Here is a 25,844-nt window from a genome sequence, read left to right as displayed (position 1 = left end):
GAGATGTTTGACCAGATCCCAGACATGGCCGCAAAAAGGGCAGAGCTTTCGCCCAGTGCCCTGGCGTTTCATGACACGGCATCGTCGCGCGATTGGACCTTTGGCCAGATAAATGACGCCGCAAATGCAGTTGCCGCCGGTCTCACTGGCCAAGGTCTTTCCGAGGGCGACCGAGTGGCCATCCTGTGCCAAAACTCCGCCGAGTTCTTCATCACCCTGTTTGCATGTCAAAAAACAGGCATCATTCTCTGCCCACTGAATTGGCGTCAGCCCGCACCAGAGCTTGTGGAGACATTGGAGCAAGTTGGTGTATCGATTTTGCTTGCGGACACGGAATTCCAACGGGTTGCGGCCGAAACGGCTAAAGGGGTCGGGGCGCCGCTCTTGACGATAGAAAACGACCTCGCCAGATGGATCGAGCAGGGTGGCCCGGAGTTGACGGCTCCGATCCCATCCGATCGGCCTTGGTATCTGCTTTTCACCTCCGGGACGACGGGCCTGCCCAAGTCCGTCATCCAAACCGCGGGAATGGCATGGGCGAACACCATAAACATCGGGCAAGCCATCGACATCGCGTCGACAGACCGCTCTGCGTGTTTCTTGCCTTTGTTTCATACGGCGGGGATCAACCTTTACACGCTGCCCATTTTTCTGTCCGGCGGTTCATCGACCATCTTTCCAAAGTTCGAAGTTGACGAGATACGCGACCTGATCGCATCAGGTCAGATCAACCAGTTCTTTGCCGTACCCGCGGTGTATCAGGCGTTGTCGCTTGCCCCATGGATTGACGATCTTGACTGGCGCAATATCCGCTGCGGTTGCGGCGGTGCCCCTCTGTCGGAACCCCTGATCCAGTTTTTTGCTGAACGCGGTGTGAAAGTCCTGAATGGAATGGGCATGACCGAAACTGGCCCGACTGTATTCCTGATGGACCCCGCCCGTGCCGAGCAAAAGATCGGTTCGGTCGGCAAACCACAAAGCCTGACGCAAGTACGATTGAGCGGAGTACCCGATGGCACGGAGGGTGTAGGCGAGTTGCACATCAAAGGCCCCGGTGTGACGCCGGGCTATTTTGGCAACCCGGAAGCTACGGTAAACACCTTCACCGAAGATAGGTGGCTCAGAACCGGAGACGTCGCACGCCGCGATACAGACGGGTATTATTTCATCGTCGACCGCATCAAGGATATGTACATTTCGGGCGGCGAAAACGTCTATCCGGCTGAAGTTGAAAGGGTTTTACATTCCCATCCCGCCGTTCTCGAAGCAGCTGTGATCGGTGTGCCCGACGATAAATGGGGAGAGGTTGGTGCCGCGTTCATTCTATTGCGACCGGAACAAACGCTTGATGTCGAAAACTTCCGCCCGTGGTGCCGCGAGCGTCTGGCCGGATACAAAGTGCCTGCGCATGTCAGAGTTGTCGAAGATTTTCCACGCACCGCCGCGGGTAAAATTCGCAAGCCCGCCCTGATGGAGGCATTTAATCATGATTAACGTCCAAGAACGCTGGACGCCGACGCAGGATGATTTCGACGCCTTTGCGCGCGTGTCCGGTGACGACAACGCAATCCACGTGGACCCGGGTTTCTGTGCAAACACCGGGTTCGGTCGGACGGTGTCTCATGGCATGCTGCTCTATGCCAGGCTTTGGGGCATGTTGAAGCAACACGACCCGTCTCTCAACACGGCTTCACAAAGTCTTATGTTTCCTAACCCGGCTTTTGCCGGAGAACCCCTGGATTTGTCTATCAAGCAAGACACCCAAAGATGCCTGAATATGCGCGTCGTCCGGGTTGTCGACGACGCGGAATGTCTGATCGGAGAGGCCGAGATTAAATGTTGAAAGTAGGACAATCCGCTCAAATTGCCCGACGATATACCCAAGAAGACTTGCGCGCTTTCACTACGCTGAGTGGGGCCGAATCCAACTGCGTCCCGGAACCGCTGCTCGCCGCTTTGTTTTCCTACCTGCTTGGGGTCGAGTTACCAGGTTCAGGCACCAACTACCTAAAACAAGACCTGCAGTTCCATGCGGCTGCACCGTTGAACACCGTCCTGACCGCGCAAGTCACGATCACCAAATTGCGCCCCGAAAAACACCTGGTGGATCTCTGGGCCAGCTGCACGACCCCCGAAGGCACCGTGATTTGCGAGGGCCGCAGCCTGGTAAAAGCCAAAGATGTGCATGGGGCCTTTTGCGAGCTGACGTAGATTTGCATTGCATCCGAATGGAAAGGGCAGTCATTCCGCTGGATGGCAGATCAACAACGAAAACGCCTCCGCGACATTCAAAATCGATGGCAAACAAAGCCTCGGTTTTGGGCGAAACGGTATCATGCAAGGCAGTCAAGCCCTTGACCGACTGTAAAGCAGTGTTCTTCAATGAGGAAAATGCGGACTGGTCATTCCGACGACGACCAAAGCCTGTTCCGGGCAGTTAACAGCCAAGGAGGTGCTTGCCGGCGAGGCGCAGATACATGTACTGCGCAATGGCATGCGAAACAACACAATGTCTGATCTTGCGCTCTGGCTTGAGAAACACGGTTTGTCGAAGTATTCCGCAGCCTTTGCTGAGCATGAAATCGAACTCGGTGATCTGACCGAGTTGACCGACCAAGATCTTGTGACAATCGGACTTCCCCTGGGGCCAAGACGGCGTTTCATGAAAGCCGTGCGCGCAGATACAACGGGGGGACAGAGACCACCCAACACGGCATTGGGTCCCGCCATCGTGGCAGAGCGTCGGCAGCTTACCGTCATGTTCATCGACTTGGTGGGATCGACGGAGATAGCTCAGCGTGTCGATCCAGAGGATTTGGCCGAAGTTCTGAGGCTTTTCAAAGAGACATGTGCCGCGTCAGTTGCAGCTTTCGATGGGCACATCGCAAGCTACTACGGCGATGGGATCATGGTCTTCTTCGGATTTCCCCATGCGCATGAAGATGACCCTGAACGCGCCATTCGCGCAGGCCTTCGCATCATCGAGGAAATACCAAAGATCCGCACACATGCGAAACTGAATGTCCGCATTGGGATAGCGACCGGTTTGGTCGTTGTCGGCGATTTACGCGGCGAAAAAATGTTTGAGGACGGAACAGCGATGGGCGAGACGCCAAACCTGGCTGCCCGTCTGCAGGCAATGGCCGACCCTGGAACCCTGATCGTCGCTCCCAGCACGCATCAGTTGGCTGGCGATACTTTCGAATACGTTCTGCGTGGCGCGTTCAAACTCAAAGGTTTTGCCAAGGAAGTCGAAGCCTGGCAAGTGACAAGGGCGCGCGATACCGACAGCCGTTTTATGGCGATGCATGACGTGCAGCTAAGCCCTTTGGTCGGCCGCGCTGGTGAGTACGAAATTCTGAACGAAAAGTGGAACCTGGCGAGTATTGGTCAGGGCCAGATTGTGCTGGTGTCGGGTGAGCCGGGAATTGGGAAGTCTCGACTGGTGGAAGAGTTAAGGCAGAACGTTCCCGCGGCCTCTCACACTCAAGTCCGCTACCAGTGCTCACCGTATCATTACGCGAGTGCGTTTTACCCAGCAATTCGTCAATTCGAGAATGCCGCGGATTTTCATTCCGAAGATTCAAACAAAGAAAAGCTGCAAAAGATCTCATCCGTTCTGGATGACAAATCTGACCATGCCCTGAAGCTAGCCGCGTCGCTTCTTTCTGTTTCATTCGAAGATCAGCTGGGACCTTTGGAGCTGACACCGCAGCAACTTATGGAGCAGACGTTGAAGTTGTTGTTAAACAACCTGACGTCAAAAGCTGCGAAAGAACCCGTACTGCTTTTGTTTGAAGATGCGCATTGGATTGATCCGACAACAAAGCTGTTGCTCGACCGGATTGCCGACCGGATTCACACCCTTCCAGTTCTTGTTGTGATGACATTCAGACCCGAGTTCGACCCAGGCTGGGCGCTGCAATCCAACCTTTCGAAACTGGTTTTGAAGCAATTGGACTTTCACCAGGTCAAAAGCATTGTGGACGATGTCGCCAAAGGACAGTCGATTTCGGAAGAGATGTACAACACCGTCGCGGCCAGATCTGACGGTGTGCCGCTATACGTTGAAGAGGTGACAAAAGACCTTTTGGAGTCAGGTGCTTTGAGCGAGGCAAAAGCCCCACGTGACACGGGCGGGACATCCCCAGCAAGCTCGGTTCCCAGCACGTTGCATGACGCACTGATGGCGCGACTGGATCGCCTGAGTTCCGCGAAAGAAGTGGCGCAGATCGGAGCGGTGATCGGACCTCAGTTTTCGTATCCGTTGATCGCCGACGTTGCGCGCGTTGGTGACAAGGCCTTGCGCGCGGGGTTGGAGTTGTTGGTTGAAGCGGGTGTTGTCACTAAATCTGAAGAGGAAAACCTGGAAACCTTCAGCTATCGTCACGCCCTAATTCGCGACACGGCTTACAACAGCCTGTTAAAAAGCGAGCGACGGGTTTTGCATGCTCGTGTGGCCCAGACGCTAAGCGACGAAACTGCGGTTATCGGGGACGCCAGTCCCGAGATTTTGGCCCACCACTACACCATGGCGGGCATGAGCGCCGAGGCCATCGATAATCGCTATCTTGCCGGCCAGCGCGCTGTCCAGCGCTCTGCCAATATCGAGGCAAACACGCAGCTGTCCCTGGCGATAGAACAGTTGAGCGACCTGACGCAGAGCGTCGAACGGGATCGTAAGGAAATTGAGATACAGGTTCTCAGGGCGGGCGTTCTGCGATCGACTGCGGGTATAGCGGCAGATGAGACCGGTGCGGTGTACTCAAGGATACGACACCTGTGCGAAGTGATCGAAGAAACAGATCACCTGTTCCCGGTGCTGAATGGTCTTTATTCCTTCCATTTGGTGCGCGCCGAGTATGACTTGGCCAGAGATGTTGCCGAACAAGTTCTGAAAATGGCCGCTTCGACACATGAGACACAGCATCAAATGGTCGCTCATCGTGCCATGGGGGCAGTTCTGTTTCATATCGGCGAACTGGACGCGGCCTACTCGCATCTTAGCAAAGCCCTGGAGCTTTACAGCCGCGAGCGTGATGGGCATCTGGCATTTATCTACGGTTCAGACCACGCAGCCATCACGTCGTGCTTTCTGAGCTTGGCGATCTGGATACGCGGGGAACCGGACAGAGCGCTTGAAATCCAAAACCAAGCGGTCGCGGCAGCACATAAGCTTGAGCACGCACACAGCATAGCTCAGTCACTCACCTACCTGTGCATGCTTCATCTTCTGCGCCGCGAACCTGAAAAAGTCATTGAGCTTGCCAACCAACTTGATGCGCTTTCATCCAAGCATTCATTCACATTCATGTCATTGACTGCCAACCTCTGGCGAAGCTGGGTCAGCGCCTATGTTTCACCGAAACCGGAAACGATCGAAGCATTGCACAAGGCATCCGAAGCTTGGTGGGCTAGCGGGGCGGGAAACTATAAGCCTTTCTTTCTTACTTTGATTGCCGAACTCACCCTGAAAACAGGTGACCGGGAAGGTGCTTTGCACTTGTTGTCCCAAGCGCGCAAACATCAGGAAATCACCAATGAAGGTTGGGCGCAGGCCGAAACGGATCGAGTTTACGCACTCGCAAACTGCGAAAATGAGGTGGCCGAAGCCGAGTTTCGCAAAGCTTTGAGCACTGCACGACGACAGCATGCAACGATGTTCGAACTTAGAACGGCGGTAGATAGTCTGAAACAACACCGAAAATACGGAGACGCGCAAAGGGCCAGCTCCGATCTGCGATCTGTCCTTGAGGCGGTCAAGGGTGGAGAGAACGCAGTCGACATGCGCGAAGCTTTTGAGCTGCTTGATGAGGTTGCCGTCGGCTAGTTCCAGTCTTCAAGTTTGTGCGCTCGATGCGTCATTTTCAGCGAAGAAGGAAATTTCCTGCCAGTTTGGCCATCTTGACCAAAATGGCCACTTGATTACCGAAAGTTCTTTCCAAGTCTGCGCCGTCAGGGTCGATCCGCATGTGCTCGGCAACTCGCTTTTGGCCTGTGAACTCGGCGTCGAAGCTTATTGAATATGGCTGCAGCTCGGCGTGTCTTTTGGCTGCAAAAAAGATGCAGGTGCTTCGGATAGAAAATTTTGGGATCAAGAACCCCGTCCTGCTACACGACCCAACACTACGGCACTTAAGAGTCCATTTCCGGAAAGATATCCGCTGTCCCCTTTGCCCGACACACCAACAGCCGCGCCGCCGCCTGCATAGAGGTTGATGAAAGCGGAACCGTCCTCTTTGAGGACGCGCGCAGAGGAATCAACGCGCAAACCGCCTTGGGTGTGGAATAGGGCCCCTGTGACGCGGACACCCATGTAAGGCGGTACCAAAGGCGACGGGTTGAAAGACCGGCCGAATTGATCCGTGCCGCCGATGGGGATTTCTTGAATTGTTTGCTCCAAAGCCAAAGATGGTAGGCCCAGTGCCTTCGATAGGTCTTCGATTGTATCAGCGGATCGGATCGCGCCTGTCTCTTCCGCGCGCTTGAAATCCTCGAACTGGCGCGCAATGGCAGCGATGCGGCCGTCAAAGATGGCGAAGGCTTCTCCGTCGGGCTGCGCCAGCACCGCGCGGGCGGCCTCAGAATAGCCTTGTGACTCGTCCCAGAAACGATGACCGTCGCGGTTCACCTGTATGCCGCCTTCGGTAATCACCGCCCAGGTTATCAGGATTCCATGTGGATGCGCGACATTGCCATGGCCTTGGTAGGCCCCCAGGTTTTGCAGCCCGGCACCCAGCCCCTCTGCCCACAGAACAGCCTCGCCTCGGTTACCGCTATGCCCGAACCATAGTGCATCTTCGATTTGCGGCATATGCTCGGAAACGAGTGCAGGGTTGCCACCAAAACCGTTGCAGGCAAGGATAAGCCGGCCGCAGGCAATGGTTTCGACTGTTTCGTCCGGGCCGGTCACGGCAACACCTGAAATCTGGTCCTGATCCCGAAACAGCGTTGTCGCGCGTCGATTACAGATAATGTCCAAACCTTCACACTCGCAGGCGCTGCGAAGCGCGTCGATCAACTCTTGTCCCGAGCGCGTCGGCAGCCCGTGCATCCGACGGCGCGAGTGACCGGGGTAGTCGAAATCCGTGACAACCGAGAAGGGCAGGGCGTGGCGTTCAGACAGCCAGTCGATGACCTCCGAGGCATTGCTGGTCAACAACTCGACCAGAGCTTGATCGTTCTCGCTGTGGGCCTTCGACTGAATGTCGCTGGCAAAGAGTACCGCATCGTCGATGATCCCCGCGGCCTGTTGAACTTTTGTGCCAGAAGCAGGGATCAACCCGGCGGACAACGCGGTTGAACCGCTTGGAACCGGATCGGCTTCGATCACCAGCACGTCCTGTCCCGCCTCCGAAGCCGACAAGGCCGCGACCAGACCGCAAGCCCCCGCGCCGATGATCAGGGTACCGGTCTTCAGATCGAACCGATCAGGTGCAACACTCTCAACCTTGGGCGTCATCATAGCGGGCACCGGCATCGAGCATCTCGGCAGTTCCGATGACTTCGTTCAGACCGCCGAAGTCGAACATATTCTGCGCGAAGGGCTTGTTCGAGCCATTCTCTGCCAGGCTCTGATAGTAAGCCTGAGCGGTTTTGGCCAAAGCCCGGACGATCCCGCCGGGGAAAATGACGATGGAATAACCCTGAGCCTCTAGATCGTCGGCACCAAGGATCGGGGTCGCGCCGCCTTCGACCATGTTCGCCAACAGGGGAACGCGCGGGGAAAACCGGTCAGCGATGGACGTCAGCTGTTCGCGGCTTTGGGGCGCTTCGAGGAAAAGTACATCCGCACCAGCCTCAAGATAAGTTTCAGCGCGCTCGATAGCTGCGCTGAACCCCTCGACGGCGATTGCGTCCGTGCGGGCAATGATTAGCGTTTCACTTTTGGCGCGCGCGTCGGCCATCGCCGCAATTTTTCCAGCCATTTCCTGCTTCGGGATAAGGGATTTGTCCGACAGATGACCGCAGCGCTTCGGAAAGGTCTGATCTTCAACTTGCAGTGCGGATGCACCGGCTCGCTCATATAGTCGCGTGGTACGCTGAGCGTTCAATGCGTTTCCAAAGCCGGTATCAGCGTCGATGATAACGGGTAACGAGACCCGATCGGCAATCAGCGTCATCGTGTCCGCCATCTCGGACGCCGTGGATAGCCCGATATCGGGACGGCCAAGTCGCGTGTAGGCAACAGCCGCGCCGCTCAGATAAAGCGCTTCGAAGCCAGCTTTTTCAGCCAGCGAAGCCGTCAGACCGTCATACACGCCCGGTGCAACGAGAATTTCTTTCTTTGCCAGTCGGGATTTAAGGCTCATTTGGCTCCCTCCAACCAGTTCAACATTTGATCGCAATTTCGCTGATGCGTGACGGTACCCAGTGACAGGAGTGTTGCGTCATGAACCTCTTGCCGAAAAGCGGCACATCCGTCTGTCAGCATAACGGTGTCGATATTCCGCAAATGCGCATCGCGCAGAGTTGAGGCAACGCCGCCATTGGTCACGATGCCCCCGACGATCAGGTTCTCGATACCCAAAGCGCGCATCAGATATTCCAGCCGAGTCTGATAAAAGGCCGAGTAGGCAACCTTTTCGATGACGAAATCGCAGGGTTGCAACGTATCGACCAAACTGTGACCAAACCCGCCCGGCGCGAAGTCGCCCTTGGTCAGGAACGGACGCAATTTCTTCAGATGTGGCGCAATCAATGGCTCGCCGTTGCGGTCGGGTACAAGTGTGAACTGCGCTGAAAAATAGCGTCCGCCCGCGGCTTGCAACTTTCGCGCTAAGGGCGCGATGCGTTCGGGAAGAGCTGCGATTTCTTGCGCCGACTGGCCAGCCCGGCCATAGGCTCCGTCAGTATGAATAAAGTCGTTCTGAAGATCGATAGTCAGCAGCGCCGTCTTGCGCGGGTCCCAGGTTTCTGGTTCGCTCATTCAGTCGTCCTCCCGTGGTTCGATAATCGTGTTGCCAAAGGAGTCCACGCGCCCTTGAAAATCCGGTTCGATCAGGACGGTCGTGTCCGGTTGCGTCAGAATGGCTGGACCTTTGACTAACGTGCCAACCGGAAGCGACAAGCGATCATAGATGGCTGTGTCATGCCAGGCATCTCCGAAGTGAACTTTCCGCGTCGACGAGGGCGTGGCACTGCCTTCTGTTGCCGGAGCAAGGGAAGAAAGATCGAATTTCGGTCGCTTGCCAGTTACAGCGCTACGCAGATTCAATATGCGCCGCACGCCGTTTTTCAGCAGTCTTCCATAGGTGGCTTGATAGGCCGTATCGAAGGCCTCTTCGATGTCGGCTTTGCTGGGCGGTTTAACCTTGCCATCTGTCATCGTAACAGTTAGCGGCACCGGCACGGTATGCGTTTGACCGACATAGGCCATGTCCAGCTCGAATGATATCTCACGCTTGTCGAACGTGGTCCGCGATGCGTCAAGTAGCGCCATACCCTGGTCCATGTGCTCTTGCATGAATGCGCCCAATGCAGCTTTGTCCAACTGCGCGACCAGTGTGTTGATCGTCTGTACAAAATCTTGCCGCATGTCGGCGATCACACAACCTAGCGCCGAGGTGACACCGGGATAGCGCGGTACGATCGCGCGGGCGATCCCCACTTCGGCCAGCATTGCCCCTGCGTGCAAAGCTCCGCCACCGCCGAACGGCATAAAGGCAAAACGTTTGGGGTCAAAGCCGCGCTCGATGCTTACAAGACGGATCGCTCCGGCCATACGGGAATTGGCGACGCGCAGGATAGCCTCGGCGGCCTCAAGCCTGGACAAACCGAGAGGTTCGCCGACGTGGATGTCGATTGCTTTGCCAGCGGCCTCCACATCCAGCCTTTCTAGTTTGCCTCCGATTGGGTTGTCCGGATCGATGCGACCCAATACGACATTGGCATCCGTCACCGTGGGGCGATCATTTCCCAAACCGTAGGCAACAGGACCGGGATTTGATCCCGCGCTTTCAGGGCCGATATTTAACAATCCACCCTTATCGACCCAGGCGATTGACCCTCCGCCTGCTCCGATTGTTGTTATTTCGATCATTGGGCTGCGTACAACCATCCCAAAATCGATGGAGGTCTGGGCCGACAACATCGTCTGCCCCTGTGATATCAGCGAGACATCAAAACTGGTGCCGCCCATATCCCCCGTGATCACATTGTCGAAGCCAGCAGACTGCGCAATGTAGCCTGCAGCAATCACACCCGCCGCCGGACCAGACAGCGCCGTACGCACCGGTAGGCGGGACGCGGTGTTGACCCCCATGACCCCGCCATTGGACTGTACGATCATGAACTCGCCGTCGAACCCGCCGGATTGCAGGGCGTTTTCCAGGCGCGTCAGATAGCCTGAGACTTCGGGTTGCAGATAGGCATTCAGCGCCGTGGTCGAGAACCTTTCGAATTCACGAATTTCCGGTAGGATTTCTGACGAGGCGGATACATGTGGATTTGGCCAAATCTCGCGTACGGCGGCGACAGCGGCGGTTTCGTTTTCAGGGTTGGCATAGGCATTGGCGAACAGGATTGCGATGGCTTCGCATCCTTGCTCTCGCAAGTGCTCGGCTGCTTTGCGCACGGCAACCAGATCGACAGGTGTGCGAATGGTGCCATTCGCCAGCGTACGTTCCGGCACCTCCAGACGGTCGCGGCGATCCACAACGGGTTCGAAATCCCCGCGTAATCCCCAGGTGCGCGGTCGGTCCCTTCGGCGCATCTCCAAGACGTCCCGCAGACCTGCAGTACAGATCACTCCTGTCTTGGCCCCTTTGCGTTCCAGCAGAGCATTTGTGCCCGCCGTGGTGCCGTGTACCACTACTGAGATCTCGGACGGATCGTCGACCTCGCGCCCGATCCCGTCCAGGAAGCCACCTGATTGATCCGGGCGTGTGGTTGGAACCTTGGCGACGGTTGCGCTTCCGTCTGCTTCGTTCAGAACAAAAACATCCGTGAACGTGCCCCCCACATCCACGCCGATCATACGTCCGGTCATGGCGCAACCTCCCGCCATGTGGTGCCGTAGACCTGATCCGCCTGTTCGGCACTCACAAGACCCCGAGCCACATCTTTGGCGATCGCTGCAGGAGCGCGGCGGCCCGCAGCGCCATAGCCGCCACCGCCGGGTGTTTCAAGGCGAACCGCTTGTCCTTGCTTCAATTCGATCCCTCTCATTTTTGAAACTAGTGGCGGTGCCTTCCACCCATCGTCTTGTTCGTACGTGAAGACATTCATGGCCCCGTCGCCACCGTCGGCGATACCCTTCGGCGCGAACTTGCCGCGTTCGCCGAACAGAAACGCCTGAGCGCCGTTTTCCTCAAGAACTTCAATTTCATAGACAGCGCCAAGCCCCCCACGATGCGCACCTGTACCCGCGCTGTCGGGGCGCAGAGCCCACTGGCGGAACATGACCGGATAGGCGGCTTCAAGAATTTCCATCGGCGGGATCGTCGCCGTCGAGATCGGAGCGTTACCGTGGTTCAGCCCGTCGCTCTCGACCGAGCCGCCGTGCCCCCCACCATAAAAGCTGAACATCACCCATGGCTGTCCGTTCGAGCGTTTCCCGGCGATAGAAAGCGCATTGATTGTCCCGTAGGCATTGGCGACAACCCGATCCGGTGCAGCGTTGGCAAAGGCCGAGAATACAACATCGATCATTCGCAGAATGGTTTCTGTGTATCCACCTGTCGGGGCAGGGAACTCGGCCGCCAACAGGCTGTCTTCGGGCACGATGACTTCGATCGGACGCATCACGCCAGCGTTGGCAGGCAGCGCCGGAAAAACGTGTTTAACAGCCACATAGGCGGTTGCAACGGTCGTGGGTAGGGCGATGTTTACCGGTCCGGCGCATTGCGGAGACGAACCCGAGAAATCAAGCACCATTTGATCGCCTTTGATCTCAAGAGCCAGTTTGATGCGAAGCGGATCATCTGTGATACCGTCATTGTCCAGGAAATCTTCGGCCTCCCACCGACCGTCCGGCAAGTCCTGCAACTCAGATCGCATAAGCACCTCGGCCCGATCGCTGAGCGCCTCAAGAGCGGCTGAGACTGTTTCCGCATCATATTCGTCCAGCAACTCGTCCATCCTGCGGACCCCAAGATCCAGTGCACCCAGTTGTCCGTTCAAATCCCCCATCGCTGATTGGGGTAGGCGGGTATTACGCAGCAGAATGTCGATAATGTCCTGGTTAACCTCACCTTTACGCGCCAGTTTTACCGGCGGCAGAACAAAGGCTTCCTGGAAAACTTCGGTCGCAGCGGGGTTGTAGTTTCCCGGCACCGCACCGCCCACGTCGTGCCAGTGCCCAACTGACGCGAGATAGCAGAACAACTTGCCATCGCGGAAATAGGGGCGCACCAGGCGCATATCCGACAAATGTGTTCCGCCGATATGTGCATCGTTGAAAATATAGATGTCGCCGTCTTCCAGATCCCTGTCAGCGGCGGCCTTTTCAATCACCGCTTTCACGGCAAAAGACATCACACCCACGAAGATTGGCAACCCGGACTTACCCTGAACCAGAGTGTCGCCCGTTGTTGCAGAATACAGACCATGGCTGGCGTCATGCGCCTCGGCAATGATCGGATTAAAGGCCGCCCGAAATAGGGTTGCGTCCATTTCGTCGGCGATCTGTTCCATGCGGCCTGCAAGTACAGAAAGAGTAATTGGGTCAATCTCGCTCATGCCTGCGCCCTTGTTTCTGCAATGTCATTCCAGACATCCTGACGTGTGATCAGATCGTTCTGAATCTCGAACCGGTCAATGAAGCGAATGCCTTCGAATGCTGAGCCATCGGTCCATTCGCCAGACAACGTTCCCCGGCAGTAAACGGTCGCGGCGTCGCCATCGCTTTGCATTGCGTCGAACCCCTCGTAGGTTTTCGCGATACGGCGATACCGGTTTGCCGCCCAACTCCTGAGGTCCTCGAGATCTCGCATGGGCGCGGTTCCGGGAAACTGCATCACGAAGTCCGAGCTGAGCCTTTTGCGGGCGCTTTCAAACGCGCGATCACTCATTTCAGCCAGGAAGGCGCGCACGATGTGCTCGGGGTCTTCTTTGGCCCTAGCAGGCTGTCTGCTCTTGCCGCCCCGATAGTAGTTCTGGTCTGAAATGTCGTGGATCACGACGGTCACAAGCTCTGGCGCAGCAGGCACTACGAATCGCACGGCATTGGTCAGCGCCACGCCAAGCCTTTGTTTTTCTTTCGCGTTATAGCCCTCGATCACATGCAGTTCGACGATCGGCATGCAAAAGCTCCTCCGGTTGTTGTATTATTTGTAATACAGGTTTTTAAGTAATTGTAAGACTATTTTTCGAGAAGCAATAATACTAAAGCTTGATTTTCCAAGTTCCGGTTTTACGATTGAAGGTGCTGTGAAAGGGGAATCAACGGGTGAACAAGATCAACGCGGCCAATCTACCGGACGGGACCAAGGCGCAACGCGTCTACCTGCATCTGCACGATCAAATCACCGAAGGACAGCTTTCGGCGGGGGAAGCCCTGCCCGGTGAACAGCGGCTGGCCGAGAAATTCAGCGTATCGCGAGTGACAATACGGCGGGCGCTGGACGCGCTTTCACGCAATGGCCTGATCGAACGTCAGGCGGGAAGTGGCACCCGGGTTTCCGGCCAGTCCACCCTTGGTGCACCCGCAGCGATGGATTTCAACACGCTCATGCCGCAGCTGGTCGAAATGGGCCAGAGCACAACCGCACGGCTATTGTCCTTTTCCTACGGCAAAGCTCCGGAGGTGGTGGCGAAGGCCATGGGGCTTCCGAGCGACCATCAGGTGCAGATCGCAACGCGGGTGCGTCTGACTGATGATGTCCCGTTTTCGCATCTGACGACCTATGTGCCCGCTGTGATTGCACAGAACTACTCGGAAAGCGACCTCGCCACGACACCGCTGTTCAAACTTCTGGAGCGCAGCGGTGTGCAGATCGAACAGGCGCATCAGACCGTCTCCGCAACATTGGCGGGGCCTGACGTGGCTGAGGCATTAGGCGTTGCAGTCGGCTCAGCTCTGCTGTCGCTTAAGCGCATCGTTCGGGATGTCGAAGGAAATGGGGTCGAGTATCTTTCTGGCCTCTATCGCTCTGACATGTTTCGGCTTGAGATGCCTTTGGCGCGTGTGGGAACCGGTTCATCCCGGCATTGGGAACCCGCGATCGGACGCAGCGAGGAGACCGGGAAATGAGCGCACCGCGCACCATGCTCGACAAACTCTGGGCCTCGCACGAGGTTCTGAGGCGCGAGGATGGTGTGTCGCTGCTTTGGGTTGACCGCCACTTAGTGCATGAAGGGTCGCATCATGCCTTTGCCAAGCTGGCAGAGCGCGGCCTATCCGTGGCTGAACCTGCCCTTACCTTTGCGGTTGCAGATCATTACGCGCCGACAAGAAACCGAGACCGGATCGCCGATCCAAAGATCGCCCGGATGATCGAAACCTTGCGAAACAACGCGTCGGACCACAACATCAGACTTTTCGATCTGAGCGACCCGTCGCAGGGCATCGTTCACGTCATCGGGCCCGAGTTGGGTCTGACATTGCCCGGGCTGCTTATCAATTGCGGGGACAGCCACACATCTACTCACGGGGCATTCGGCGCATTGGCCTTCGGGATCGGGGCAACAGAGGTTGCGCATGTGTTGGCGACGCAGACGGTCTGGCAGAGAAAACCCAAGGCCATGCGTATAAGCGTCGAGGGGCGTTTGGGGTTCGGCGTCACTGCCAAGGACATTGCCCTGAACTGGATCGCGCAATTGGGCAGCGGCGGTGCGCAGGGCCACGCGATTGAGTATGCAGGTCAGACAATTCGGGATCTGTCGATGGAGGGGCGCATGACGCTGTGCAACCTTTCAATCGAAGGCGGGGCGCGGTTTGGCATGGTTGCGCCGGATGAGATCACGTTTGCCTATCTCGAAGGGCGCGAATACGCGCCTTCGGGCGCAGATCTGCAAAGAGCGCAACAGGCGTGGCGCGGCCTGATCACGGACGAGAGGGCCGTTTTCGACCGCGAGGTTAAGCTCAGCGCAGCTGACATCGCACCAACCGTGACGTGGGGCACCAGCCCGGAACAGGCCCTGCCCATAACGGCCAACATCCCCAGTCCAGACGCCACTGATACGGCAAAGTCAAATTCAGCACACGAAGCTTTGGAGTACATGGCATTGAGACCGGGGCAGCCTTTGGACGGTATCCCGGTGGATCAGGTGTTTATCGGCTCCTGCACGAATGGGCGGATTGAAGATCTTCGCGAAGCTGCTTTGGTGTTGTCAGGGCGCCAGGCGCGTGTGCCGGGGCTTGTCGCGCCCGGTTCGGCGCGGGTAAAGGCGCAGGCCGAAGCCGAAGGGTTGGACAGGATATTCCAAGATGCCGGGTTGGAGTGGGCCGCGTCAGGTTGCTCTATGTGCGTCGGCATGAATGGCGACGTTGTGGCCGAGGGCAAGCGCTGCGCATCCTCAACCAACCGCAATTTCAGAGGACGTCAGGGACGGGGCGCGCGAACGCATCTGATGTCCCCGGCGATGGTAGCTGCAGCCGCCGTAACGGGCACAATTACCGACGTAAGGCCGCTTTTGCATGGCAGGGCGGCGTGATGGCGGGATGGAGCACTCAACAGGGGCAGGCCCTAGCACTGGCGCTCGATAACATCGACACGGACCAGCTGATCCCGGCGCGGTTCATGTCGGTCCCGCGCAGTGAGGGGTATGGCCGCTATCTGCTGCACGACATGCGGCGCGACGACAATGAACAGCTTTCTGCGGATTTTCCGCTGAACCGCCACGAGGGGATCAGCATTCTGGTCGCCGGGCACAACTTTGGCAGCGGCTCGTCGCGCGAGGCGGCGGTTTACGCGCTGGTCGACGCAGGCATTCGCGCGGTCATCGCACCCAGTTTCGGCGACATCTTCGCAAACAACGCCATCAACAACGGCCTGCTGCCCGCTCGTGTCGACACTGAGAAGGTGGCGCAACTGCAGCAGGCGCTGAAAGATGCCCCATGCCTTGCGTCGATTGATCTGACCGAGAACCGCCTGACCCTCGGGGACATAACATTGACCTTTGAGCTGGACGAAGGATGGCGTGTGAAGCTGATCAACGGCTGGGACGACATCGATCTGACCCAGCAACATACGCAGGCGATCAGTGCTCATAGGGATAACCGCAACAAGGCCGCCCCGTGGGCCTGGCCGAACAAACCGGATTAGGACACGTCGCGCAAAGACGACGCAATACGGGTCAAGAGACCTGAAATTAGGGGAAACCAGAAAAATACCCCTGAAACACGTGGAGGAATAAACATGAAGATGAACGCATTGGCTGGCCTTTTGGCAGGGGCCGTGATCGTCGCCGGAACGGCCAAAGCCGAAGAAACGATCTCGGCGGTTCACGCCTTTCCCGAAACGCTGATCTATACCCAAAGCTTTCTGGACTTTGTCGACAAGGTAAACGAAGCGGGCAAAGGGGTCATTCAGATCGACGTTCGCGGTGGGCCGGAAGCCATTGGCATGTTCCAACAGCCCGATGCGGTGCGCGACGGGATCGTTGACATGGTTTACACGCCGGGCTCGTTCTACGGTGGCGCACTGCCCGAGAAAGATGCGATGGTCGCGTCGAACCTGACCGCGATCGAAACCCGCGAAAATGGCGGAACGGAACTGATCGACCAGATTCATCAGGACAAAATGGGCCTGAAATACCTCGGCTGGTTCGACAGCGGCGTCTGCTACAACCTTTGGACCCGTAACGAGCCCAGTTTCGATGCTGATGGCAATCTGGAAGTCGAGGGACTAAAGCTGCGCGGCAACAACGTCTACAACGCTTTCTTCACCAATTACCTTGGTGCGCAAGTCATCGACCTGCCCACGGGCGAGGTCTACTCGGCCCTGCAGCGTGGCGTCGTTGATGCGACAGGCTGGACCCAGATCGGCCTGATCGACCTGAAGTGGAACGAGTTCCTGAACTACCGCATCGAACCATGCTTCTTCTCGACGGATCTCGGCGTCATCGTGAACCTCGACCGCTGGAACTCGCTATCTGAAGAGGCGCGCACGATCCTGCAAGACGTTGCGATCCAACACGAAAAGGACAGTGTTGAAGCCCTGCGGAGCAAACGCGACGAAGACTTTGCGGCCCTGGACGCCGCAGGCATGACAGTTGTCACGCTGGAAGGTGAGGCAAAGGCAAACTACCTTGCTGCGGCCCGAGAAAAGACGTGGGAGCGTATGAAGGGCCTGATGGCCGAGCAGCCCGGCGGCACCGATAACTATGATCGCCTGATCGAGCTGTTCTACGATCTCGACGCTGCGAACTAAAACCACCGACAGGCCCGTCCCAGATGGGCGGGCCTTTACTACTAGGGCTGAGCAGGCGGGATGATGAAAAGGATTTATGACGCAATGCTGTTTGGCATGGCCGTTATCGCTGGTCTATTGCTGGTTTGGCTGATGCTATCCGTCATCACGTCAGTTCTGATGCGAAATGCCGGGCTGCAACCCTTTGCTTGGCTGTTTACGTCTGCAGAATACGGGCTGTTGTACATGACCATGCTGGGCGCGCCTTGGCTGGTACGGGAAAAGGGCCATGTCCACATCGAACTGGTGACGGCCGCGCTGCCTGTTGGTTTGCGCCGGATTGTCAGCCGTACGGTGGCAGCCGCCTGCGTGCTGGTCTGCCTGATCCTCGCCTGGCAAGGGGCTGATCTGGTCCTGACGAATATCGAGCGCGGGGACTACGACACCCGCGCTTACTATTTCCCCCGATGGATGCTGACTATCGCCTTTCCGCTATCGTTTGGAATGATGGCGGTCGAGTTTTCGCGCTTTGTCTTCGGGCCCGAGCTGATGCACAGCGGAGAAGCAGGGATACACGAGTAATGGAGTGGTACGAAGCGCTTGCCTTGCTGCTTGGGTCGATAGTGTTCCTGATGGCCATCGGAATGCCCGTGGCACTGGCTTTTCTTGCAGCCAACATTCTGGGCGCCTGGGTCTTTATGGGAGGGGAGCGCGGCGTCACGCAACTCCTCAACAACGGGCTGGGCGCATTGACCAAGTACGCGTTGATGCCAATCCCGCTGTTCTTGTTGATGGGTGAGATATTCTTCCACACCGGGTTGGGTGGGCGCATGTTCAGCGCGATAGATAAGCTGCTTGGCCGACTGCCAGGGCGGCTGAGCTATGTGACGGTTCTTGGCGGCACCGCGTTTTCAACGTTGTCGGGGTCGTCGATGGGCTCAACCGCGCTTTTGGGGTCGCTCATGGTCCCTGAAATGAACCGCCGCGGATACAAATCATACATGAGCATTGGACCAATTTTGGGAACCGGTGGCTTGGCGATCATCATCCCGCCCTCGGCGCTTGCCGTTCTATTGGCCACGCTGGCGCAGATAGACGTCGCAGCCTTGTTGATAGCCGGAGTCATTCCCGGTCTGATACTCGCCTTGTTCTACATCGGCACGATCTGGCTCCAGACTCGGTTGGATCCCGAGGCGGCTCCTGCTTACGACGTCGAGCCCATGTCGTTGGCGTACCGCCTGAAACTGCTCATGACTGAGGTCGTGCCGATGGTTGGTGTCATGGTCGTAATTATCGTCTTGATGATCCGTGGCTTTGTCACCCCATCCGAGGCAGCAGCGTTTGGCGCATTGGGCGTATTGATCCTGGCCGCGATTTTTCGTTGCCTTTCGTGGGAGGCGATCAAAAAGTCGGTCATTGGCGCTCTCAAGGTCACGCTGATGGCCTATTTGATCGTCTTCGGCTCGGCCACGTTCAGCCAGCTTTTGGCATTTTCCGGAGCATCGCGAGGACTGGTGAACTGGGCCATCGCGTTTGAGCTTGCTCCATTGGCCATGCTGACGGTGATGTTCGCTGTCTTGTTGTTACTTGGCATGTTCATGGAGCAGATTTCGATCATGTTGCTAACCGTGCCAATCTTCTTTCCACTGGCGCAGACACTCGGGTTTGATCCGATCTGGTTCGGTCTGATCATGTTGCTCTCGCTCGAGATCAGCTTCACCACACCACCATTTGGGTTGCTGTTGTTTGTGATGAAAGGTGTCGCACCGCCTGGCACAACGATGCGCGAAATCTACACGTCCGCCTTCCCCTTCATTTTCTGCTCAATCTTGCTGGTCGTTCTATTGATCGTTTTCCCAAACCTGGCTTTGTTCCTGCCGTCCTTGTGAGACTGCTCCTTTGCGGACGACACGCATATGCGTTTCCCAAAAAACTTGGGGTGAGCGGGTTTTCGGGAAGTCTGTCAAAAAACAGCCGGCCCTGTCAGGCCTTCGACGCGAACAACCCGTTCAGGATAAAGTCGGCCGTGCTTGGGCTGCTGGCAAAGGGCAGGTCATAAACGATCGCCAGGCGGCTCAGCGCTTTTACATCCACGTCGTGGGGCATCGGGGATAGCGGGTCTATGAAGAAAAACAAACCATCCAGTTTCCCTTCGCAGATCATCGCGCCCAGTTGTTGATCGCCGCCCAAGGGGCCGCTTTTTAGACCTGTAACCTGCAAATCCGGCACCGACGCGTTGATGCGCCCGGCTGTGGTGCCGGTCGCAAACAATGTTGCCTTTTGAAGCTGATCGGCATGCGACAAAGCCCATTCGACCATCTGGTCTTTCTTGGCATCATGCGCCACCAGTGCCAGTTGCAGGTGCCTATCTGATGAACTGCTCGACATAATCCGCCCCCAAACCAACCTCTTCATAGTGCTTACGGCACATGTCGATTTTGGTAAAGACGTCCTCATAGCCCATGGTTTTACCCCATGGGTCGACGTAGAGCATCACGCCGTTCACCTGAAAATAGGTGATCATCTCTTCGACATCGTCAGGCACGACAAGTGTATGGGTCTCGCCGGGCGGTTCATACACGTAACCGCCTTCCTGGGCGATCCAATCATGTTCCAGATAGTGCCAGCGGCCTTTCAGAACAAAGCCGTGAACGGGCTGAGGGTGCCGATGCCGGGACAGAACGCCCGATTTCCGAACACGCAGAAGGTTCATCCAATAGCCCTGAGATCGGTTCAGGCACAAAGGTCGGAACGACACGTTCTCGGTTTGCGGAACCCAGATACGCTCATCCTGGGCGATCGCGTCGGCAACAACGATCTCTTCCTGCGCTTCTTTGGGAAACGGCAGTTGATACGGCATTCTCGGGTCGTCGTCGTGTTCTTGTACTGGCATTTGCTGCTCCTGTGTCACATCGCGGAATAACCGCCGTCGACCGGATAAACGGCTCCGGTTACGAATGCTGCCTCGTCCGACAGCAACCATGCGGCCAGCGCACCAACCTCTGCCGGTTTGCCCCAACGATCCAGAGGAGTACGACCCAAGATCGGCTGATTGCGGTCCGGATCAGCGCGCAGGGCGTCGGTCATTTCGGTTTCGATCCAACCGGGGGCCACGGCGTTGACGCGCACGCCATCTGCAGCCCACTTTCCGGCCAAGGCCTTAGTCAATTGGGCGACCCCGCCTTTGCTGGCGGAATAGGCCGGGACTAGCGGCCCGCCAAAATAGCTGAGCATTGAGGCCGTGTTCACGATGGCCCCGCCGGACGCGGCCACCAGGGGTTGCGCGGCCAGACAACACCGCATGGAGCCAGTCAGGTTGATGTCGATGACTGTTTCAAACACATCGATCTCATATTCTGCACCACGCGCCAGAATGCCTGCGCAATTGACCAGACCGTCGAGGTGCTCAATCCCATCGAAGAATGCGGTTACGGCCTGAGTATCTCGCACATCCAGTTGCGCGCAGGTGTCGTCAGGATGCCGCGCGGCATAAGCGGAAACCTCGTCAGCACCGACGCCGGTTGTGGTGATGCGCCATCCCTTGCGGCGCAGTTCGCCCGCGATACCCGCGCCAATGCCGCGGGTGCCGCCAATGACAACGGCATGCTTCATGGATCAGTCTCCTTCCGCAAGAAACGCCTCGACCGCGTCCTTGCGCGGCATTGGGGCGACTGCGCCATACCCTTGGGTCGACAGGGCGGCGGCGGCGTTGGCATAGCGTGCCGCCTGACACGGATCATCGCCTGCAACAATACGAGACAGGAAAGCACCGTCAAATGTGTCGCCCGCGGCGGTGGCATCCACCGCCTCGACCCGGCGGCCTTTGACACGCTCGCGCTTGTCTGGTGTCGCAACCAATGTCCCTTCGGCCCCCAGCGTCAGGGCAACAATTTTTGCCCCGAGGTTCAGGTAGAAATCTGCGATGGCATCGGGGTTGGAAAGGCCAGTCAGTTGCTCGGCATCGTCCAGACCGGGAAGGGCAATATCGCATTGTGACATGGCGGCATGCGTTACGGCGCGCGCGCGCTCGATCGGCCAGAGCTTTAGGCGCAGATTGGTGTCGTAGGACACAAGGCCCCCAGCGTCCTTCACGATCTGGATGGCGCGAAACACGGCGTCAGCCGCAACATCCGATATCGCCTGACTGATGCCTGAAACATGCAGAACTTTGGCCGATTGCAGCGCGGCTACCGGAAGATCATCTGACCCCATCCGGCTGCTGGCAGAGCCTGCGCGGAAATAGCTGAACTCGTGCCCGTTCACGCCATGCGTCACGAAATAGACCCCGGTATGTGCGTCCGTAACCTGACGAACGGTCGACGTATCCACCCCTTCGGCCTGCCACAAATCCATGAACGAGTTGCCGAAAGTATCCGCCCCGATATGCGTCACGTATCCTACGGATGCACCCTGACGCGCAGCGGCGATGGCACAATTCGACGTGTCGCCGCCATGTCCGGGCAGGTAGTTCCCATCGGGCTGCTGATTGAACTCTAGCATCGGTTCGCCAAGGCACAGAATATCGGGGGTCATTGGTGTCTCATTTCCGAAAAAGGGGTCAGCCCCGAAAGGCTGACCTAGTTGTGTGGGAGGATTATTCGGCCGTATAGCTTTGGCCGACACCTGGAATCTTCCAGATACGGAAGTTCGGGATTTCGGGGTCTTCAAAATTCATGTCGCCATCGACCCAGACATGCAGGTGGTTCGACACCACATACATTTCGCCATCCGGACCCCAGGCCAGCGTGTCAGGCCAGTTCATTTCCGGGTGGTGGACGAAACGGCTGACCTCGCGCGTGGATTCATCGAACTTCATGATCCCGTCCAGCGACAGCGCGGTCATGTAGATGTTGCCTGCGTTGTCCGCCGTCATCCCATCGGTGTTCGAAGGCAACACTGCGGCAACCTCAACCGCGTTTTCAATGACTGTCTCATTGGTCTCGAAATCACGCAGGATTTCGGTCGGCAAGCTATACAGGTGATTGCCGGTCAGGTTGGTCCAGTAGAGCGTTTCCTTGTCGCCCGACAATGCGATGCAATCGGCACCTGTGCGCATCCCGCCCTCTTTCAGAACAGGGCGGTTGTCGATGTTGAAGAAGAAATTCGGCTCATCATTGGTGAACCGGTGCTGATCCAGAATGCGGCGCACCGAGTTGGTGTTGCTGTCATAGACGATCAGACCGCCATGCAGCGGGTCACAAAAGATGCCGCTGTCCGCGATATAGGCAAAGCCGGTATCGTTATCGACGGCCAGATCGTTCAGGAAAGAACACTGCCGATCCGCTTCTTCCGCGGTGAAAACATAGCGCTGGACTTCCTTGTTCTCTTTCAGATCCCAAAGCACCAGCTTGGCGTCACCGTCTTCGAACGGAGGGCCGGCCACGTGGCCCTGATCCAGGATCCACATCACATCGTTCCGGTCGATCTCAAAACCCAGAACAGCCTTCAGGCCATCAGGGTTGGACATGCTATTCATTTCCTCAGACGGAGACGCCTCCAGATCCCACGTGTCACCGTTTTTGACCAGCTTAGAGACGGTCGAGGGGATCTCGGCCCCGCCCCAGCGCGCGGTGGACACATAGATGTTGCCCTGGCTGTCGACCTTGGCACCCTGAACCAGCGCCTTGCCGTAAATCTCGCTGCCTTCCCAGGCGGATTTTGTCGCCTCGTCCTTGACGGCATAGGGCAGACTGTTCCATTCCGCTACTACCTCGGGCTCGTTCGCAAGCGCCGGGGTGGCCAGAACGGCGGTAAGGGCCACCGTGTTGAGCATTCGTTTCAGCATGTATTCCTCCCTTGCCGAGTTTTGGTGTTCCGCAGGCCGTTGCCGCGGCCTGCGGGACGTTTGGTTTAGATGCGACCGTATTTCGCCAGACCTTCGCGCAGCGAGCCGGTTTCGATGATTAGGCGTGCCTGTTCGGCTTCGCGCTCGTCGATCTCGCGCGCCATTTCCAGAATTGCCTCGGCATGGTCGCGCGGCACAGCCACCGCACCGTCAATATCGGCTACGATGATATCGCCGGGATGAACGATGACTTCGCCCATCGCCACTTCGACATTCGAGGCCAGCGTCCGGATGCGGCCCAGCGTGGTGCCCGGGCTGACACAGCGGGAATAGACCGGGAAGTCATAGTCGCGCTTGATTTCGACCAGATCGCGGACACCGCCATCCAGAACCGCGCCTTCGTGCTTGTTGGCGACTGCTCCGGCGGTCATCAGACCACCCCAAAGGGCAACGTCAGTGGTGCCATTGGTCGAGATCACAATGACCGAACCGGCCTCGGATTCATCAATGGCGTCCAGCGCGTGCTGGGGTGGCAGAAACTCATCAGTCGGACCTTCCAGAATGGTAACGGCTGGGCCAACGATTTTCTTTTCGTTGATGCGCGGCTTGATCGAGGCAGGCAGAAAGCCGGTTTTTCCTGCGATCTTGTCTACCGCGTCTGCGACGGATGCGGTGGCCACTTCGCGAAACCCGGCAACGAGTTCTTGAGTGTTCATGAGTATTATCCTCTTGGGTCAGATAGTTAGAAAGCGGGGCGTCTCACCACGGGTTTTTCCAGCTTTTGGGCTGATCCCCGTTGAGAACGCGGGTGATTTCTTCGGCGGCGTTGCGTTGCAGGACCGCAACCGAGCGTTCCGAGTACCAAGCGGCATGATCGGACACGATTGTGTTGGCGCTGTGCAGCAGCGGGTTGTCAGGGGCGACCGGTTCCTGTTCGAACACATCGATGCCAGCGCCAAATATGCGCCCCTGGTTCAGAGCGTCAGCCAGCGCCGCCTCATCAACCAAACCCCCGCGCGATACATTGATCACGATCGAGCTTGGCTTCATCATCGCAATGTGTTCGGCATCCAGGATATGCCGCGTTTCAGGGGTGAGCGGCGCGTGCAGGCTGATCACGTCGGCCACCTTGCAAAGCTCGGCCAAATCGACCTTTTGCACATCTGCCGCGGCGGCAGCCTCGTCTCCAAGGTACGGGTCAAAGACCAAAACGGACGCAAACCCAAGCGCCCGGAATTTTTGCGCTGCCTGCAAACCGATCTTGCCACACCCGATCAGACCAAGGGTGGCGTTTTCGCGGCTGGGGATCAGGGCCGCCTGGCCGATGCCCCATTTGCCCTGTCGCACTTCGGTATCGCGCGATGGGATACGCCGCTGCACCGCCAGATAGAGCGCCAGCGCGTGTTCGCTGACCTCAGTTTCGGCCCCATAATCGGGGACATTCGCGACGTAAATGCCGCGCGACTGCGCATAGTCCAAGTCGATGTTGTCGACGCCCACACCATAGCGGACGACGACCTTGAGGTTTGGACAGGCGTCAATCACCGTCGCATCCACCGCGCGTTCGCGCACAAGGATGGCGACAGGGTCCAACGCCTGCAGGGCTGAGACCGCCTCAGTCTCCGGTGCGACCGGTGCGATTTGAACGTCCTGCTCAGCCAGCACCGAGGCTTCGGTGTCATAAGCGGCGTAGCCGGGTTCCAGGATTGCTATGGTCTGGCGGGTCATGTGACGGTCTCTCGGCATGGGTTACTGGGCCTTGTACGCTTCGACAGCAGCGTCGAGGCGGTTCGGCCAGTCCTCACCAATCTCACCGACGATGTATTCGCGCACGGCCGGTTGGGCGGCGGCGCGGAACATCGCTTTTTGTTCAGGGCTGACCGGTACGACTTCCATGCCTTTTCCCGACAGGATCGCTGTTGCGTTGGCGTCCTGTGCAGCGGTCATGCCGCGGTGGATCGTTTTCGAGATCTCGACGCACTGCTCAACAGCTTTCTTTTCGTCGTCGGTCAGGCTTTGGAAAAACGCGTCCGACATCAGATAGGCGTGCCAGCTGAACACGTGGCCATCCAACGAGACGTATTTCTGATGCTGATAGAGCGAGGCGTTGACGATGTTCGTCACGCCGTTTTCCTGCCCATCCACAACGCCCTGCTGCAGCGCACCGGGCAGTTCCGGCCACGGAACCGGGGTCGCGGACGCACCCAGGCTTTCGACCAGAGTCACCCAGACCGGCGCGGTCATGACGCGCATTTTCAGGCCTTCCATATCGGCAGGCTCGGCCACAGGTTTGACGTTGTTGGTGAAGTTGCGCACGCCGTTGTCGGCCACACCAAAGTTGCGAATGCCGGTCTGGGCCAGCATATCCTCGGCCAGTGCATCACCGAATTCTCCGTCCATAACCGACCACGCCATCGCCTGATCGTCGAACAGGTAAGGCATCGCCAGAACCGAGAACGGTTTGTAAACGGCCGAGATCGGTCCGTCATGAATGGCTGCCATCTGAACAGTGCCCAGTTGCAGACCTTCCATGATTTCAGAACCGCCACCCAGCTGCGACGCCGGGAAGATCTGAACGTCGATCGAACCCGAGGTCTTGCCCTCGACACAGGCTTCGAACGCCAGCGCCGCGGCATGTTTGGGCGAGCTTAGGTCAGCGGCCTGAAAATGCGCGTATTTCAGTTCCTTCGCCGAAGCCGCACCAGCAGCGGTCATCGCGACAACAGCAGTGGCCGTCATCAGTTTCGACATGGTTTTCATGAGGT

25 protein-coding genes are annotated in these 25,844 nt (G+C 57.5%); 10 read left to right on the top strand and 15 right to left on the bottom strand.

The window, feature by feature from the left end; translation table 11 throughout:
* Window positions 1-3: 3 nt before the first annotated feature.
* The 4 genes from GOV53_RS05060 to GOV53_RS05045 all read left to right on the top strand — a co-directional run bounded on the left by GOV53_RS05060 (window position 4) and on the right by GOV53_RS05045 (window position 5,830).
* Complete coding sequence (locus GOV53_RS05060; RefSeq protein ID WP_170464584.1) at window positions 4-1,494, top strand: AMP-binding protein; 1,491 nt, start codon at window positions 4-6, stop codon at window positions 1,492-1,494.
* Window positions 1,487-1,843: a MaoC family dehydratase gene (locus GOV53_RS05055; protein WP_170464583.1), complete on the top strand. Its 357-nt coding sequence runs from the start codon at window positions 1,487-1,489 to the stop codon at window positions 1,841-1,843. Before GOV53_RS05060 ends, GOV53_RS05055 begins: the two co-directional genes overlap by 8 nt.
* Complete coding sequence (locus GOV53_RS05050) at window positions 1,837-2,211, top strand: phosphate acetyltransferase (RefSeq protein ID WP_170464582.1); 375 nt, start codon at window positions 1,837-1,839, stop codon at window positions 2,209-2,211. Before GOV53_RS05055 ends, GOV53_RS05050 begins: the two co-directional genes overlap by 7 nt.
* Window positions 2,212-2,509: 298 nt before the next feature.
* A complete protein-coding gene (locus tag GOV53_RS05045) occupies window positions 2,510-5,830 on the top strand; it encodes an ATP-binding protein (protein WP_170464581.1) in 3,321 nt (1,106 codons plus the stop codon).
* 37 nt (window positions 5,831-5,867) lie between these two features.
* Here GOV53_RS05045 and GOV53_RS05040 read toward each other — a convergent pair whose 3' ends face one another.
* Genes GOV53_RS05040 through GOV53_RS05010 form a run of 7 tightly spaced genes read right to left on the bottom strand, consistent with a single transcriptional unit; the run spans window position 5,868 to window position 13,244 of the window.
* Window positions 5,868-6,098, bottom strand: coding sequence for a hypothetical protein (locus GOV53_RS05040; RefSeq protein WP_170464580.1), 231 nt, complete (start codon window positions 6,096-6,098; stop codon window positions 5,868-5,870).
* Complete coding sequence (locus tag GOV53_RS05035) at window positions 6,095-7,465, bottom strand: FAD-dependent oxidoreductase (RefSeq protein WP_217361231.1); 1,371 nt, start codon at window positions 7,463-7,465, stop codon at window positions 6,095-6,097. The genes GOV53_RS05040 and GOV53_RS05035 overlap by 4 nt, the downstream gene beginning before the upstream one ends.
* Window positions 7,446-8,312 carry an isocitrate lyase/PEP mutase family protein gene (locus GOV53_RS05030; RefSeq protein ID WP_170464579.1) on the bottom strand — a complete coding sequence of 289 codons (867 nt, stop codon included), beginning with the start codon at window positions 8,310-8,312 and terminating at the stop codon, window positions 7,446-7,448. Before GOV53_RS05030 ends, GOV53_RS05035 begins: the two co-directional genes overlap by 20 nt.
* Entirely contained in the window at window positions 8,309-8,929 is a 621-nt protein-coding gene (locus tag GOV53_RS05025; RefSeq protein WP_170464578.1) for a cysteine hydrolase family protein, read from the bottom strand. Before GOV53_RS05025 ends, GOV53_RS05030 begins: the two co-directional genes overlap by 4 nt.
* On the bottom strand, window positions 8,930-10,990 hold the full coding sequence (locus GOV53_RS05020) for a hydantoinase/oxoprolinase family protein (protein WP_170464577.1): 2,061 nt from the start codon (window positions 10,988-10,990) through the stop codon (window positions 8,930-8,932).
* Window positions 10,987-12,681 (bottom strand): hydantoinase B/oxoprolinase family protein, encoded by a 1,695-nt coding sequence (locus GOV53_RS05015; protein WP_170464576.1) that lies wholly within the window; start codon window positions 12,679-12,681, stop codon window positions 10,987-10,989. Before GOV53_RS05015 ends, GOV53_RS05020 begins: the two co-directional genes overlap by 4 nt.
* Window positions 12,678-13,244 carry a nuclear transport factor 2 family protein gene (locus GOV53_RS05010; RefSeq protein WP_170464575.1) on the bottom strand — a complete coding sequence of 189 codons (567 nt, stop codon included), beginning with the start codon at window positions 13,242-13,244 and terminating at the stop codon, window positions 12,678-12,680. The genes GOV53_RS05015 and GOV53_RS05010 overlap by 4 nt, the downstream gene beginning before the upstream one ends.
* Window positions 13,245-13,390: 146 nt before the next feature.
* Here GOV53_RS05010 and GOV53_RS05005 point away from each other — a divergent pair, with 146 nt between their 5' ends.
* From GOV53_RS05005 to GOV53_RS04980, 6 genes are all read left to right on the top strand, one after another.
* Window positions 13,391-14,194 carry a GntR family transcriptional regulator gene (locus GOV53_RS05005; RefSeq protein ID WP_170464574.1) on the top strand — a complete coding sequence of 268 codons (804 nt, stop codon included), beginning with the start codon at window positions 13,391-13,393 and terminating at the stop codon, window positions 14,192-14,194.
* Window positions 14,191-15,597 (top strand): 3-isopropylmalate dehydratase large subunit, encoded by a 1,407-nt coding sequence (gene leuC / locus GOV53_RS05000; RefSeq protein WP_170464573.1) that lies wholly within the window; start codon window positions 14,191-14,193, stop codon window positions 15,595-15,597. Before GOV53_RS05005 ends, leuC begins: the two co-directional genes overlap by 4 nt.
* Entirely contained in the window at window positions 15,597-16,208 is a 612-nt protein-coding gene (leuD, locus tag GOV53_RS04995) for a 3-isopropylmalate dehydratase small subunit (RefSeq protein ID WP_170464572.1), read from the top strand. Before leuC ends, leuD begins: the two co-directional genes overlap by 1 nt.
* A gap of 93 nt (window positions 16,209-16,301) precedes the next feature.
* On the top strand, window positions 16,302-17,315 hold the full coding sequence (dctP, locus tag GOV53_RS04990) for a TRAP transporter substrate-binding protein DctP (RefSeq protein WP_170422455.1): 1,014 nt from the start codon (window positions 16,302-16,304) through the stop codon (window positions 17,313-17,315).
* Between the two features lie 60 nt (window positions 17,316-17,375).
* Window positions 17,376-17,876 (top strand): TRAP transporter small permease, encoded by a 501-nt coding sequence (locus GOV53_RS04985; protein ID WP_170464571.1) that lies wholly within the window; start codon window positions 17,376-17,378, stop codon window positions 17,874-17,876.
* Complete coding sequence (locus GOV53_RS04980) at window positions 17,876-19,183, top strand: TRAP transporter large permease (protein WP_170422451.1); 1,308 nt, start codon at window positions 17,876-17,878, stop codon at window positions 19,181-19,183. The genes GOV53_RS04985 and GOV53_RS04980 overlap by 1 nt, the downstream gene beginning before the upstream one ends.
* Before the next feature lie 94 nt (window positions 19,184-19,277).
* Here the strand turns inward: GOV53_RS04980 and GOV53_RS04975 are convergent, their stop codons facing one another.
* From GOV53_RS04975 to GOV53_RS04940, 8 genes are all read right to left on the bottom strand, one after another.
* Entirely contained in the window at window positions 19,278-19,682 is a 405-nt protein-coding gene (locus tag GOV53_RS04975; protein ID WP_170464570.1) for a methylglyoxal synthase, read from the bottom strand.
* Window positions 19,660-20,187: a 2,4'-dihydroxyacetophenone dioxygenase family protein gene (locus GOV53_RS04970; RefSeq protein ID WP_170464569.1), complete on the bottom strand. Its 528-nt coding sequence runs from the start codon at window positions 20,185-20,187 to the stop codon at window positions 19,660-19,662. The genes GOV53_RS04975 and GOV53_RS04970 overlap by 23 nt, the downstream gene beginning before the upstream one ends.
* 14 nt (window positions 20,188-20,201) lie before the next feature.
* A complete protein-coding gene (locus GOV53_RS04965) occupies window positions 20,202-20,906 on the bottom strand; it encodes an SDR family NAD(P)-dependent oxidoreductase (protein ID WP_170464568.1) in 705 nt (234 codons plus the stop codon).
* 3 nt (window positions 20,907-20,909) lie between these two features.
* Window positions 20,910-21,827 (bottom strand): sugar kinase, encoded by a 918-nt coding sequence (locus GOV53_RS04960; protein WP_170464567.1) that lies wholly within the window; start codon window positions 21,825-21,827, stop codon window positions 20,910-20,912.
* A 61-nt stretch (window positions 21,828-21,888) separates the two neighbouring features.
* Window positions 21,889-23,079: an L-dopachrome tautomerase-related protein gene (locus tag GOV53_RS04955; protein WP_170464566.1), complete on the bottom strand. Its 1,191-nt coding sequence runs from the start codon at window positions 23,077-23,079 to the stop codon at window positions 21,889-21,891.
* A 65-nt stretch (window positions 23,080-23,144) separates the two neighbouring features.
* The gene (locus GOV53_RS04950) at window positions 23,145-23,795 is read right to left on the bottom strand and encodes an RraA family protein (protein WP_170464565.1); all 651 of its coding nucleotides are present in this window, start codon (window positions 23,793-23,795) and stop codon (window positions 23,145-23,147) included.
* Between the two features lie 43 nt (window positions 23,796-23,838).
* A complete protein-coding gene (locus GOV53_RS04945) occupies window positions 23,839-24,807 on the bottom strand; it encodes a C-terminal binding protein (RefSeq protein WP_170464564.1) in 969 nt (322 codons plus the stop codon).
* Between the two features lie 21 nt (window positions 24,808-24,828).
* Window positions 24,829-25,839, bottom strand: coding sequence for a DctP family TRAP transporter solute-binding subunit (locus tag GOV53_RS04940; protein WP_217361230.1), 1,011 nt, complete (start codon window positions 25,837-25,839; stop codon window positions 24,829-24,831).
* Window positions 25,840-25,844: the final 5 nt, after the last annotated feature.

The organism is Ruegeria arenilitoris, from assembly GCF_013035315.1.
GTDB lineage: Bacteria > Pseudomonadota > Alphaproteobacteria > Rhodobacterales > Rhodobacteraceae > Ruegeria > Ruegeria arenilitoris_D.
This window is presented reverse-complemented; position numbering and strand designations above follow the sequence as displayed.

What these genes read in the sequence shown, in the direction of transcription:
- GOV53_RS05060 (WP_170464584.1), top strand. Translation starts at nt 4, where the DNA reads ATGTTTGACCAGATCCCAGACATGGCCGCAAAAAGGGCAGAGCTTTCG.
- GOV53_RS05055 (WP_170464583.1), top strand. Translation starts at nt 1,487, where the DNA reads ATGATTAACGTCCAAGAACGCTGGACGCCGACGCAGGATGATTTCGAC.
- GOV53_RS05050 (WP_170464582.1), top strand. Translation starts at nt 1,837, where the DNA reads ATGTTGAAAGTAGGACAATCCGCTCAAATTGCCCGACGATATACCCAA.
- GOV53_RS05045 (WP_170464581.1), top strand. Translation starts at nt 2,510, where the DNA reads ATGTCTGATCTTGCGCTCTGGCTTGAGAAACACGGTTTGTCGAAGTAT.
- GOV53_RS05035 (WP_217361231.1), bottom strand. Translation starts at nt 7,465, where the DNA reads ATGATGACGCCCAAGGTTGAGAGTGTTGCACCTGATCGGTTCGATCTG.
- GOV53_RS05030 (WP_170464579.1), bottom strand. Translation starts at nt 8,312, where the DNA reads ATGAGCCTTAAATCCCGACTGGCAAAGAAAGAAATTCTCGTTGCACCG.
- GOV53_RS05025 (WP_170464578.1), bottom strand. Translation starts at nt 8,929, where the DNA reads ATGAGCGAACCAGAAACCTGGGACCCGCGCAAGACGGCGCTGCTGACT.
- GOV53_RS05020 (WP_170464577.1), bottom strand. Translation starts at nt 10,990, where the DNA reads ATGACCGGACGTATGATCGGCGTGGATGTGGGGGGCACGTTCACGGAT.
- GOV53_RS05015 (WP_170464576.1), bottom strand. Translation starts at nt 12,681, where the DNA reads ATGAGCGAGATTGACCCAATTACTCTTTCTGTACTTGCAGGCCGCATG.
- GOV53_RS05010 (WP_170464575.1), bottom strand. Translation starts at nt 13,244, where the DNA reads ATGCCGATCGTCGAACTGCATGTGATCGAGGGCTATAACGCGAAAGAA.
- leuC (WP_170464573.1), top strand. Translation starts at nt 14,191, where the DNA reads ATGAGCGCACCGCGCACCATGCTCGACAAACTCTGGGCCTCGCACGAG.
- leuD (WP_170464572.1), top strand. Translation starts at nt 15,597, where the DNA reads ATGGCGGGATGGAGCACTCAACAGGGGCAGGCCCTAGCACTGGCGCTC.
- dctP (WP_170422455.1), top strand. Translation starts at nt 16,302, where the DNA reads ATGAAGATGAACGCATTGGCTGGCCTTTTGGCAGGGGCCGTGATCGTC.
- GOV53_RS04985 (WP_170464571.1), top strand. Translation starts at nt 17,376, where the DNA reads ATGATGAAAAGGATTTATGACGCAATGCTGTTTGGCATGGCCGTTATC.
- GOV53_RS04980 (WP_170422451.1), top strand. Translation starts at nt 17,876, where the DNA reads ATGGAGTGGTACGAAGCGCTTGCCTTGCTGCTTGGGTCGATAGTGTTC.
- GOV53_RS04975 (WP_170464570.1), bottom strand. Translation starts at nt 19,682, where the DNA reads ATGTCGAGCAGTTCATCAGATAGGCACCTGCAACTGGCACTGGTGGCG.
- GOV53_RS04970 (WP_170464569.1), bottom strand. Translation starts at nt 20,187, where the DNA reads ATGCCAGTACAAGAACACGACGACGACCCGAGAATGCCGTATCAACTG.
- GOV53_RS04965 (WP_170464568.1), bottom strand. Translation starts at nt 20,906, where the DNA reads ATGAAGCATGCCGTTGTCATTGGCGGCACCCGCGGCATTGGCGCGGGT.
- GOV53_RS04960 (WP_170464567.1), bottom strand. Translation starts at nt 21,827, where the DNA reads ATGACCCCCGATATTCTGTGCCTTGGCGAACCGATGCTAGAGTTCAAT.
- GOV53_RS04955 (WP_170464566.1), bottom strand. Translation starts at nt 23,079, where the DNA reads ATGCTGAAACGAATGCTCAACACGGTGGCCCTTACCGCCGTTCTGGCC.
- GOV53_RS04950 (WP_170464565.1), bottom strand. Translation starts at nt 23,795, where the DNA reads ATGAACACTCAAGAACTCGTTGCCGGGTTTCGCGAAGTGGCCACCGCA.
- GOV53_RS04945 (WP_170464564.1), bottom strand. Translation starts at nt 24,807, where the DNA reads ATGACCCGCCAGACCATAGCAATCCTGGAACCCGGCTACGCCGCTTAT.
- GOV53_RS04940 (WP_217361230.1), bottom strand. Translation starts at nt 25,839, where the DNA reads ATGAAAACCATGTCGAAACTGATGACGGCCACTGCTGTTGTCGCGATG.